General features: G+C 34.5%; 12 protein-coding genes. 7 read left to right on the top strand and 5 right to left on the bottom strand.

Annotated elements, in window-relative coordinates; genetic code table 11:
* Window positions 1-581: 581 nt before the first annotated feature.
* Window positions 582-1,544 (bottom strand): CgeB family protein, encoded by a 963-nt coding sequence (locus ACERII_RS06395; RefSeq protein ID WP_373640917.1) that lies wholly within the window; start codon window positions 1,542-1,544, stop codon window positions 582-584.
* A gap of 328 nt (window positions 1,545-1,872) precedes the next feature.
* On the opposite strand from ACERII_RS06395, the gene ACERII_RS06390 reads away from it, so the two are divergent.
* Entirely contained in the window at window positions 1,873-2,454 is a 582-nt protein-coding gene (locus tag ACERII_RS06390) for a thymidine kinase (RefSeq protein WP_373640916.1), read from the top strand.
* Between the two features lie 382 nt (window positions 2,455-2,836).
* On the opposite strand, the gene ACERII_RS06385 is transcribed toward ACERII_RS06390, so the two are convergent.
* A complete protein-coding gene (locus tag ACERII_RS06385) occupies window positions 2,837-3,646 on the bottom strand; it encodes a Cof-type HAD-IIB family hydrolase (RefSeq protein WP_373640914.1) in 810 nt (269 codons plus the stop codon).
* Window positions 3,647-3,837: 191 nt separating this feature from the next.
* Window positions 3,838-4,659, bottom strand: a complete 822-nt coding sequence (locus ACERII_RS06380) for an alpha/beta hydrolase (RefSeq protein WP_373640913.1) — start codon at window positions 4,657-4,659, stop codon at window positions 3,838-3,840.
* Between the two features lie 447 nt (window positions 4,660-5,106).
* Between ACERII_RS06380 and ACERII_RS06375 the strand changes: the two genes are divergently transcribed.
* The 5 genes from ACERII_RS06375 to ACERII_RS06355 all read left to right on the top strand — a co-directional run bounded on the left by ACERII_RS06375 (window position 5,107) and on the right by ACERII_RS06355 (window position 9,955).
* Window positions 5,107-5,844: a GTP pyrophosphokinase gene (locus tag ACERII_RS06375; protein ID WP_373640911.1), complete on the top strand. Its 738-nt coding sequence runs from the start codon at window positions 5,107-5,109 to the stop codon at window positions 5,842-5,844.
* A 133-nt stretch (window positions 5,845-5,977) separates the two neighbouring features.
* Window positions 5,978-6,178 carry a cold-shock protein gene (locus ACERII_RS06370; protein WP_373640910.1) on the top strand — a complete coding sequence of 67 codons (201 nt, stop codon included), beginning with the start codon at window positions 5,978-5,980 and terminating at the stop codon, window positions 6,176-6,178.
* Window positions 6,179-6,338: 160 nt separating this feature from the next.
* Window positions 6,339-7,628 (top strand): aspartate aminotransferase type Ic, encoded by a 1,290-nt coding sequence (locus ACERII_RS06365; RefSeq protein ID WP_373640909.1) that lies wholly within the window; start codon window positions 6,339-6,341, stop codon window positions 7,626-7,628.
* A 464-nt stretch (window positions 7,629-8,092) separates the two neighbouring features.
* Window positions 8,093-9,589 (top strand): D-alanyl-D-alanine carboxypeptidase/D-alanyl-D-alanine endopeptidase, encoded by a 1,497-nt coding sequence (gene dacB / locus ACERII_RS06360; protein WP_373640908.1) that lies wholly within the window; start codon window positions 8,093-8,095, stop codon window positions 9,587-9,589.
* Window positions 9,590-9,754: 165 nt separating this feature from the next.
* On the top strand, window positions 9,755-9,955 hold the full coding sequence (locus ACERII_RS06355; protein ID WP_373640906.1) for a hypothetical protein: 201 nt from the start codon (window positions 9,755-9,757) through the stop codon (window positions 9,953-9,955).
* 101 nt (window positions 9,956-10,056) lie between these two features.
* On the opposite strand, the gene ACERII_RS06350 is transcribed toward ACERII_RS06355, so the two are convergent.
* The gene (locus ACERII_RS06350; protein ID WP_373640904.1) at window positions 10,057-10,620 is read right to left on the bottom strand and encodes a hypothetical protein; all 564 of its coding nucleotides are present in this window, start codon (window positions 10,618-10,620) and stop codon (window positions 10,057-10,059) included.
* Window positions 10,621-10,796: 176 nt separating this feature from the next.
* Window positions 10,797-11,153, bottom strand: coding sequence for a VOC family protein (locus tag ACERII_RS06345; RefSeq protein ID WP_373640902.1), 357 nt, complete (start codon window positions 11,151-11,153; stop codon window positions 10,797-10,799).
* Window positions 11,154-11,321: 168 nt separating this feature from the next.
* Here ACERII_RS06345 and ACERII_RS06340 point away from each other — a divergent pair, with 168 nt between their 5' ends.
* On the top strand, window positions 11,322-11,726 hold the full coding sequence (locus ACERII_RS06340) for a DUF3221 domain-containing protein (protein WP_373640901.1): 405 nt from the start codon (window positions 11,322-11,324) through the stop codon (window positions 11,724-11,726).
* Window positions 11,727-11,733 lie beyond the last annotated feature (7 nt).

Genomic DNA, 11,733 nt, shown 5'->3' with positions numbered 1-11,733 from the left:
ATCTACTTTCGACAATTCATCCTCCACTTAATGATGTAAAGGGCGTAGCCCAACAGTAAGTGGGGGATGAATTTCCGTAAAAAATGTCTACCTTACATTAAAAATAAAATTCTATGATTCTCATATTCAAATGGAAAGTTTAAAAATAACAACTAATTCTTATCGCAATTCATCTAATTGTTTATCCAACCGCATCTTCTTCGAAACAAAAATATCTAAATCAAATAAATCTAAGTAATTGTCGCACTGAGACAGCATGTGGAATGGACATTACTTTGTTACCCTATAACACATGGACTTTTTTAGTGAAAAAGAATCGCAGCGCTTTTTTTAAAGCAAGTATAAATTTCCTAATCGTTGTCTAGCTCTAGGCACCAATCACCTCGTGACAATTAGCCTATTTGATTTAAAAGTAAATAAACATTTTACTTCGTAGATGGCAACCGGAATAATCATTTAGTAGTAAGCCCCGAACATTTGCATTTGGATGGGAGACAGGCGGTCGCCATTACACCGTTCCCACAGAACGTGGACAGATAATATGCGGAATATGGGCACCCTCCCTCTATAGAATGGTCTATTTATAAACAAATAGTATCAATCATTTCATTCATTCTGTGCAAAAAAGTGTGTTGTGACTTAACCTTATTTTGCCCTTCCTTTGCAATATCTTCACGTTTGTTTTCATGAGTTATATAATAATTAATCTTATCAACAAGATCATTCATGGAGGTAAAGCAAATTATCTCCTTTCCAATATTAAAATGCTGTGATAAATCTTCTTTACATTCTATTAATTGAAATGAACGACAGCTAGCAATATCAAAGGTTCGGTTGTTAATACTGAGTGGCATGATCCCCTTTTTGTTTTTATTTTGTTTTAAATTGAAAGGACGGTGCGTGTTGAGATTAATTTTAGCACTATTATAAATAAAATTAACGTTTTGGGGAGTAATCCAGTGAGGATGAATTGATAACTTTGGATGTTGTGTCTTGAAAAATTGTTTTTTCCATTGACTGCCTACAAGATGAATAGAATAATCAGTTTCTTTTAGAAGTAGTTTTATCATTCTTAATCGGTTTGGATACGGATAGCCAACAAGGCAAAGATCAGACTCAAAATCTTTTATACAAGGAGTTGGATAAAAGATATCCGTGTCCGTTCCAAGAGGTAAATGATATGCATGGTTATGTCCCGCTTCTTTATACACGTGTAACGCAGCTAGATCAATTGAAAAAACGTAGTCATAATGATGTATAAGCTTTAGACTATGATCGATAAAGTATGGATCCTCCGTCATCCACACCACCAATATTACCCCTTTGCTTCTCAACAACTGCACTATCTGTATAGGTAATTTAAATCCAATTAAAATGAGTGCAACGTCAGGTTGGAAAGAATCTATTATTTTAATTATCCTATCTGTTTCAAAAGGAGAAATAGGTTTTACTTCATTACCTGATTGTTTTAATGCTTTAGTAATGGATAAGTCAAAAGATTGATAGATTTGACCATAACCTGAAGAGATATATAGGATTTTCATGAAACACCTCTTATTTTAAATCTTAATTTTTAAGTAATAAAGAGTATAAGTTTATTATCGAGTTATAGGTTCACGTGCTACCGGAAAGTGTCAAAAGTGGAGTGGATTTAAAAGTGAAGAGTGGAATTTTTAATCATCAGAACATTTGCATGGAATGGAACTAGAAAAAAGAATATCGGCACGAAATCGCTCACCTACAGGATATGGTGTCTTTTTTACTTGAGATTTTCTTAATTATATGCAACAAAGGATAAGAATATTTTCCCCTAAGTAAGTGTTCGGTATGGAATATAAATATTTATTAGGAAAGGAATAGGTGAATCAATACATGAGTGGGTCCATAAAAAATGGTTGGATAGAAGTTTTATGTGGATGTATGTTTTCTGGTAAATCAGAAGAATTAATCCGTCGTGTAAAAGGTGCGCATGATAAGAAACTGAAAGTTCAAGTTTTTAAGCCTATGCTTGATCAACGATATAGCGAAACAGATGTTGTTTCCCATAATGGTACAAAAATACTTGCTGAACCAGTGCAATTTGCAAGTTCGATGTTAATTCGAATAGAGAAAGACGTCGATGTTGTTGCTATTGATGAAGTTCAATTTTTTGATAACGATATTATTAATGTTGTTCAACATGTAGCAAACAAAGGAATTCGTGTTATCGTAGCAGGACTTGACCAAGACTTCCGAGGAGAACCATTTGGCTGTATTCCTTTACTAATGGCAATAGCGGAGAAGGTAGACAAGCTACAAGCAACTTGTATTTCTTGTGGTTCAGCAGCTACTAGAACTCAAAGATTGATAAAGGGGCAACCTGTTACCTATGATGATCCAATCATACTGGTAGGATCATCTGAATCGTATGAACCACGGTGCCGCCATTGTCACGAAGTATTAGATAAGACTTAAATTGAGCTTTTTGAGGCTGGAACATAACGAAAGTGTAAATATGAAAATACGAACGATAGGTAACCTTAGCGGAGGAAATATACGAAGACTCCGGCGGGATCAAAGGCAAGGGTGAGACCCCATGAGCGCTTAAGCACTCGGCGGCTCACCAGCCGCCCGCGGACCGCGAAGTATATTTCCGTGGTGAATACTTACTATACGCAAGTATCATTTTGTTCAGAATTCTCAGGGATGGAAACACTTTTGTCTCAGCCTTATCTATATGTATACAGGATTTTACAGTAATCCGAAAATAAACGAATACAAATAGAAAGGGATTATCGCACCACTCTATACAAATTTAGAGTTATATAACGATTTCCAATTCTGTATGTCTCGTTCACTATTTTTTCAAGAGAAATTCCTCTATCACCGTGGCAACCCCTTCATTTTCAAATGTATCTGTTACATAATCTGCTTTCTGTTTGATGTCATCTGGAGCATTTCCCATAGCTACCCCTAAGCCTGCAAGTTCAATCATTGTAGCATCATTATAGCTGTCACCAACTGCAATGACTTCCTGAGGCGACATGCCTGTTTCTTTTAACAACTTTGCTAGGCTTGAACCCTTTGTTACTCCATGCTCAATAAACTCAAGAAAGTAAGGTTTAGAACGGAAAATGGAGAGTTCATCTCCTAATTCTTTTTTCAATTTTTCTTCCACAACGACTAATTTATCCGGATGTTCACACATAAGAACTTTTACAACTGGTATTGTTATTGTTTCCACCAAGTTATTAACTTCTTCAATCGGTAAATTATTTAGTTCACTTTCAATAGAAGTATATTTATTATTTTCTTCCGTAATTATTCGATCATCAATAAATGTGTGAAGCCAAACGTTTTCACGTTTACTTAGCTCGTATAAATGGTGAACAGTTTTAGGTTGTAACATGCTGCTGAATAACTCTTCTTTCGTACGACAATTTATAATTTTCGCTCCATTATAGGACATGATATAACTTCCAAAATGATCTAGTTGTAATTCCTCTGCATATTTTTTCATTCCTTTCACAGGCCTTCCTGATGCAAGAACAACTTTCACTCCCATTTCTTGAGCCTTCATTAACGCATTTTTTGTATGAGAGCCAATCGTATTATCACCAAGCAATAGTGTGTCATCCATATCAAGTACAATCATTTTATATTTCAAAAGCAATTCGCCCTTTCTTGTGTAAAACTGAATATGTATAATATCACATCGTTCTTATCCATTATATTTTATTTTCCGGGAAAGCGCAGGAAAAGACAAGATACCACATAATATTATTTTTCCACAAAGATGTTAAATGTGATGAAAGAATTTCGTGTAATATCTCATAAAAGACCTCCATATCACCGTTACTATTCTAAAAACTCCATTATTCCATCCCAATATCGATTACTTGTTTGTATATTATTATGATCATATCCTTCAAAGTAAATCACTTCGTTGTTACCTTTCCAATGCTCAGCAAGGCGTTCAGAATGAGCAGGTGGAATTAAGGTATCTTCAGATGCGATGTACATTAGAAGGGGAGATTCAATTTGTGGAGCACGATCAATATTCTCAAAACGATGCTTCAATAAAAGGCTTACTGGAACGAAAGGATAACGGTCTCTTGCAACATTTACTAAGCTATCATATGGAGAAACTAAAATTACGTGATCTATCTCTCTCTCTGCCGCTAAATAAACTGCAACACCCGTACCCATGCTTCTACCCATAACAGAGATCCTTTCCTTATTGATTTCTGTTTTTTCAGCCATATAGTCGTATATAGCTAAAGCATCTGAAAACATAGCTGCTTCCCCAGGAGATCCAGTACTTTTTCCATACCCTCGATAATTAATCAAGACGACAGAATGAGTACTGATATTTGTTACGGAATCCATTAAATGAGAAACTTCTTCTGCATTCCCTCCAAAGTAAATGAGTAGGGGAGAAGAGGGTTCTTTTTCGTTTTTAATGTACCAACCGTGTAACGAAATCTCATCATCTACACGAAGTGTGACTTCTTCTACATTTGAATATTCTGTTTGAATTTCTGATGTCCGGCCATCCGTTATTCCTTGGGGAAAAAAAAGAATCCTATCTTGTAAGAAATAAAATGCCATATAAATGAACAGGATAACGATAAGGGTAATACCTACTATAATGATTAGTCCTTTTGAGATGTTGGGCATGTTAACCTCCATTTATGACTAAAATATCAGATTTAAAATTGTCATGAAATCTTTCATTTGTGTTCATATTACTGAAACAAAAAACGATTATTATATATGTAAGTACCATTGTTTATAAAATATGAAACCAATTTGAGTTTTCTAGCTCAAAATACGTGAATCAGTGGTATTGTAGTCAAACTACCTAGTAATTCTAACTTTTGTTGGTTTAAATTACATTTACTGCTGCCTGCCCCCTCTACTATATTTCCTACTGGAGACTTGTAGGCATCGCTCATTCCTAATAAGCGCTAAAGCACTAAAAATTTAAATAATTTCATAATCCTGGTACCAAATTATTATTGAATTTCCTTATAACATTATGTTTTTCTATAAATAAGTGAACCTTTTTGCTAGAAAAAACGTAAATAGTAGATGAGTATAATAAATTTCTAAGGAGTTTTACATATGGAATTAACAAAAAACGTTAACATGAAGCAGTTGAAGCAATTTAAAAACGAAATTACACGATTTATTATGGCATATGAGTTTGCATTAGATGAAATGAATACGAAAATTGACATTCTAAAGAAAGAGTTTGAATTTATTCATGAATATAGTCCCATTGAACATGTTTCGTCTCGAATTAAAACACCAGAAAGTATCGTTAAAAAAGTATATCGTAAAAATCACGAGTTATCTTTCCAGTCTATAAAAGAAAATATTAACGATATAGCTGGTATACGAATCTCTTGTCCGTTTATAAGTGATATTTATCGTTTATATGATATGCTGACGTTTCAGAAAGACATTCAAATAAAAGAAGTAAAAGATTATATAGCAAAACCTAAACCTAACGGATATCAAAGTCTACATGTCATTGTTGAAATCCCTGTATATATGTCGGATCGAGAAGAAAGAGTATGCGTAGAAGTACAAATTCGTACGATTGCCATGGATTTTTGGGCAAGTCTAGAACATAAAATTTTTTATAAATATAATAAAGACGTTCCAGGTAGATTGCTAAAGGACTTAAAGGATGCGGCAGATTCAGCAGCTGAACTGGACAGGAAAATGGAGAGAATTCATAAAGAAATAAATGAAATTAAAGATGCTAGAAATGCAGAAGAAGTTAATGAATTTCAAGATAATAAGGAAAAATTAAGCTTACCAATGTCATTAATTGAGTCTTTAATAAAGGAATAACCCATTTAATATTTAAAATAGTTTTAAATATACACTAATCACATGTTTAGAATTGTTTTATATTGGTAATATTAATTAGGCAAGCAATTTTTGCAAAACAACATGTAGTTACATGCTAGGAGGAAAAAGGAAAATGGAACGTGGTAAAGTAAAATGGTTTAATAGCGAAAAAGGATTTGGATTCATTGAGCGAGAAGGTGGAGAGGATGTATTCGTTCACTTCTCAGCGATTCAAGGTGACGGGTTCAAATCATTAGATGAAGGTCAAGAAGTTTCTTTCGACATTGAAGATGGACAACGTGGCCCTCAAGCTACCAACGTAACAAAAGTATAATATATACAAAACATAAAGCAGACTTCGAAAAATTCGGGGTCTGTTTTTCTCTTTTTACGAGGATGTAATATTGAATACGTAAAAAGATTGCCATAATATACTAACATTTACTACTCAATATACGTTATTATAGTAATATGAAAAACTAGGAGGTATTCATGTGAGTGATTTTACTACATTAACAGTAGCAGAATTGAATGAATTGCAAGACCAACTACAAAGTAAATTGGAGACATTCAAAAGCCAAGGCTTAAATTTGGATATGTCCCGAGGGAAACCTAGTCCAAAACAGCTTGATTTATCGAATGAGATGTTAGATGTTGTTTCATCTCAGGACCTTTTAAAGGATGAATCTGGTACAGATGCACGAAATTATGGTGGATTGGATGGAATCACTGAAGCGAAACAGTTTTTTGCAGATATGCTTGAAGTAAGTCCAAAGGAAATTTTAATTGGTGGAAACTCCAGTTTAAATATGATGTACGATGCTATAGCTAGAGCCATGACATTTGGAGTGTATGGAAGTGAGACTCCTTGGGGGAAGCTTCCATCAGTAAAATTCTTATGCCCTAGTCCAGGGTACGACCGACATTTCTCTATTTGTGAACTTTTCAACATTGAAATGATTGTCATCGATATGAAAGAAAACGGTCCGGATATCGATGAAGTGGAGAGACTGGTGAAAGAAGACGAATCTATTAAAGGAATCTGGTGTGTACCAAAATATAGCAATCCAGACGGAATTACATATTCTGATGAAGTTGTAGACAGACTTGCAAAAATGGAAACAAAGGCAAATGACTTCCGAATCTTCTGGGATAATGCATATAACGTACACCATTTAACAGATTCTCCTGATACATTAATGGATATTATGGCAACTTGTAAGGAAGTCGGAAATCCAGATAGAGTCTTTATTTTCAGCTCCACCTCGAAAATTACGTTTGCTGGCTCTGGAATTGGTGTAATGGCTGCAAGCGAACAAAACTTAGGTCTTATTAAAGAACAACTCTCGATGCAAACAATCGGTCCAGATAAATTAAATCAGCTACGTCACGTACGTTTCTTCAAAAATATGGAGAACTTACATGAACATATGCGTAAGCATGCAGAAATTATTAAACCGAAATTTGATATGGTATTAAACAAGCTTGAGACGGAGCTTAAAGAGAAAAACATCGCATCCTGGCACGAACCAAATGGTGGGTATTTTATTAGCTTAAATACATTAGATGGTTGTGCAAAAGATGTTGTAAGAATGGCTGGAGAAGCAGGAGTAAAATTAACGGGTGCTGGAGCAACGTTCCCTTATGGCAAGGATCCGCGTGATCGAAACATCCGTATTGCACCAACATTCCCATCTCTTGATGAATTAGAAAAAGCGATGGATGTGCTTTGCTTATGTGTACAAATCAGTAGTGTGAAAAAGTTGGTAGCAAAGAAACAATAAAATATTAAGAAGAGAACTTCTACGACTTTAGTAGGAGTTCCTTTTTTGTTTTACATCAAATTTCCCAAAAGCTGTAGTGATATTTTCTCAATCAGATTATTCGGTTGCCGAAACAACGAAATTAGAAAACACCTATTGATCATTTACTGAATTATAAATTTTCTGACACCTTTAAACAGGATAAGCTCCTCACTTCCTAATGGAAAAAAACGATTTTTAATTCTGGTAGATATTCATACAAGTACTTTGGGAAGACATATTATCTACTAGGTTTCATTATACAAATTCATATATTTTTGTTATCGTTAATACACATGAAATAATAGATTATTCTAACAAAAGAGGAAGTGATTTCAATTTTTTTTCGAAAAAAAGTGCCGCTATGGTTTGCTCTTCTATTATTAATTCTAAGCGTAAGTTCTGTCTATTATATGACAGCAAAGACTAGTAAAGAGGTTGCTTCTTTGGAGGAGAATAGGGAATCTATTGAAGAAGATGAATTAAAAGAAGAAAAGAACCTAATCGACGATCCTATAGATGAAGAATATTTGCAAGTAGTAGAACTTCCTGTAAATACGGATTACACATTAACTGAACAACTGGATACCTATTTACAAGACTCTAGACTTGAAAATGCACTAGCAGCAGTACATATTCGAGCAGAAACAGGAGAAGAAGTATATTCATTTAATGGTGATAAAAGCGCTGTACCAGCATCAGGTCAAAAACTTCTTGTTGGTGCTGCTGCACTTGATACGTTAGGACGAGATTTCACCTTTTATACAGGAGTTTATACGGTTTCGGAACAGGTAGGTAACACATTGGAAGGAGATTTATACTTAAAAGGAACTGGTGACCCTACAATGCTACCAGAAGATTATCGAAAGTTGGCTGAAGAAATTGCAGATCTTGGAATAACAACCATTCGAGGTGATGTGATTGCTGATGATACCTATTTTGATGATGTAAGACTATCTCTTGACCTTTCATGGGCAAACCAGCGTAGTGTGTATGGAGCACAGGTTTCTGCATTATCTGTATCTCCTGATCGAGATTTTGATGCAGGTTCTGTCATTGTAGAGGTCAGACCTGGAACGGATGTAGGAGAAGAGGCTAGCATAACGGTATATCCAGACTCCGATTATATTACAATCATTAATAATGTAGAGACTGTCGCAACAGGTGGAAACAGCTATATTGATTGGGATAGAGAACACGGAAATAATAACATGCATTTTCATGGTACAATGGCCAAAAATGGAAACATTTGGAGAAAGTGGATTTCTGTATGGGAGCCAACAGAGCTTGTTTTACAATTATTTTACGACGCGTTATTAGATCATGGAATAACGGTAGAAGGTCATGCTCGGCTAGGAACAACCCCAACAGGAGCAGATGAATTAGTTAATCGGATTTCAATTCCGTTGGAGGATATATTTGATCCTTATATGAAGCTCAGTAATAATTCCATCGGAGAAATTTTAACGAAAACGATGGGAAAAGTAGTACATGATGAAGGCAGTTGGGATGCAGGTCTAACAGTAGTAGAGTCGTATCTGCAGAAAGCAGGATTGAATATGGATGGTATTCATCTTCGAGATGGATCCGGTATGTCACACTTAAATGCCATTCCACCAGAAGAAATGACGAAGCTATTACATCATGTTAAAGACGAAGAATGGTTTAATGTATTTTATGATTCCTTTCCCATTGCAGGCATTACCAATCGGCTAGTCGGAGGTACGTTACGAAGTCGGATGGTAGGAACACCAGCCGAAGGAAATGTTCGTGGCAAAACCGGAAGTTTAACTTCTAAATCTTCGTTATCTGGTTATGTTACGACTAAAGACGGAGAAGAATTAATGTTTTCTATCATATTAAATAATTACTTCCAGGGTAACGCCATATCTATAATTGATAATATCGTTGTGCGACTAGCTGATTATTCACGAGAAGAGTGAGTTATTAGGATACAGAATTTCTTTATCCTTTTTAGATTGAATAGGAAGAAAGTACGAGTTATCATTTAATTTTTGCAAATACAATTCCCAATTACCTCCTAAAGATGAAATTTATGATAAAATAATAATAGATGTTAAAAAGAAACGAAAGGAAGGGTGGAGATTTTGAAGAAACATAAGTTAACACTGCCACTCTTAATCGGCTTGATTTTCTTCGTATTATCAATTTTTTTATTTATCTTCTTAGAATCCCCACAACCTTTTTTTGCGGCTCTTTTTGTTGCATTTATCATGGCAGAAACAACTTTCTTATATCGACTAAATAAGAACAAAGAAAGGTCGAAGGAAAAATTAAGACAATATTAACAAAAATGGATAAAGTCATTTTATTTTCTAGTAGGGAAGTAACGAAAGGTAGATAAAAAAATAGTAGTAAATAGAAAAAAGGCATACCAATGCCTTTTTTTCTACTCTACTACTGTAAAACTTATTTTCCCTTCTATTAAATGGTTTACATTTTCATTATCTTCTGTAAAGAAGTCCGCAACTCCTTCTACAACATATTCACCTGTAGGAAAACCATAATCCCAGAATTCAATGAGAAACTGTATATAGTCGTCCTCATCATGTTCTGAATATCCTCCAGCTTTTATATATACTTCTCGATAAGGTTCTCCTTTGTGAAGGATAGTGCTAAACAACGGAGTATCCACAGCATGGTGAATTGTATAATTGCGAGTTATTTCATGAATATCAAAATAAAATGGAGAAGCAGCATGATTTATTGTAATATTATCCTTTTCACCAATATATTCTAATTCCGCATAAATAGTCACATCACCGTGTTCTTCATATTCATCTTTCTCCGTAACGAGCCGATAAACAAAATCTCCGTCTATTACTTCTACTTCCGTGGTTAAGTTAAGACTTTCAACGGATTCGTTCACATTATTAACACCGTTACTATCTGTATTACAGCTAGCAAAGATGACTATTACTGAAGCTAACAACAAGAATAGTACCTTTTTCAAAATATCACCTCACAACATAAGACGCATTATATAAGAACAAGTTTCATTATTGTCGAAAAATGTTTTGTTTATATAATACCTATACTATTATAAAAATTGTTACAAAAAAAGAGTAGAGTGAATAGAAATTTCTTCTACTTACTCCACTTTAAATTAATATTTTATGAAAAATCGTATTACTCTTCGAAATAACATACCCCAAGTAGGTTATTATCTGGATCTTTGAAATGAAATGACATCACATCTCCATGATCTTCAATATCTTCTACCTCAACACCAAGATTGACGAGAGTTTCGTATGCTTTCTTTATATCGCTCGTATAAAAGTTAAATGGGGCATGAGTTCCTGGAGTAACTTCATTAGCGTGTACTAAAGTTAATGGTGTTTCCCCTATATTTATTGCTGCGTATCCACTTTCCTTGTGATACCATCGCAACTGAAAACCAAGAACTTCGGTATACCACTTAATGGATATCTCCATATCCGTAACTTGTAAAAACACTGTATCAATTCTATTAAACAATGTAGACATGAATACACACTCCTTTGTATTAGGATACAATTATGAATTATTTACCATTTCATCATACATGCCATTTTCCATTTAGTGAAGAAAATTTTTATAAAGATAATGAACCTCTTTTTTTAAAAAGAACGTCTTATAGATACAGAAAGGTTAGCAAAAAAAGGGGAGAAAAAAATGGAAAAAAGATGTTTCTTACGAATGTTATTCATTAGTCTTACGTTTTTGGCAGCTTGTGGAGTAGGTAGCGGGAGTGGGGATGACTTGAATACGGGTTCTGATTGTACAGAACCTGTTGAAGAACCACATATCGTAGGATTAATTTATTCAAAAGATGAGCGAAGCATGTTAGTTGTGGAAGGGATAGAATCGGTAGACATAGACCAAGAGGAATGGGATGGAAATAACGCCATTTCATTTACAATGGAAGAAGATGCAATTTTAGTAGATGGTGATGGAGAAAAAGTAGATTTCGACTTCTTTAAAAAGGGAGATAAAGTGAAGGTATCGCATACTGGTACGTTAATGGAATCATACCCGATGCAAGCTAGCGCTGTTAGAGTAGAATTAGTAGAAGAATAGAGTTGAT

It is taken from the genome of Evansella sp. AB-rgal1, from assembly GCF_041820985.1.
GTDB lineage: Bacteria > Bacillota > Bacilli > Bacillales > Salisediminibacteriaceae > Evansella.
Note: the sequence above shows the minus strand (reverse complement) of the source record. Positions and strands in the feature narration are given on the sequence as shown.

What these genes read in the sequence shown, in the direction of transcription:
- ACERII_RS06390 (WP_373640916.1), top strand. Translation starts at nt 1,873, where the DNA reads ATGAGTGGGTCCATAAAAAATGGTTGGATAGAAGTTTTATGTGGATGT.
- ACERII_RS06380 (WP_373640913.1), bottom strand. Translation starts at nt 4,659, where the DNA reads ATGCCCAACATCTCAAAAGGACTAATCATTATAGTAGGTATTACCCTT.
- ACERII_RS06370 (WP_373640910.1), top strand. Translation starts at nt 5,978, where the DNA reads ATGGAACGTGGTAAAGTAAAATGGTTTAATAGCGAAAAAGGATTTGGA.
- ACERII_RS06345 (WP_373640902.1), bottom strand. Translation starts at nt 11,153, where the DNA reads ATGTCTACATTGTTTAATAGAATTGATACAGTGTTTTTACAAGTTACG.
- ACERII_RS06375 (WP_373640911.1), top strand. Translation starts at nt 5,107, where the DNA reads ATGGAATTAACAAAAAACGTTAACATGAAGCAGTTGAAGCAATTTAAA.
- ACERII_RS06395 (WP_373640917.1), bottom strand. Translation starts at nt 1,544, where the DNA reads ATGAAAATCCTATATATCTCTTCAGGTTATGGTCAAATCTATCAATCT.
- ACERII_RS06340 (WP_373640901.1), top strand. Translation starts at nt 11,322, where the DNA reads ATGGAAAAAAGATGTTTCTTACGAATGTTATTCATTAGTCTTACGTTT.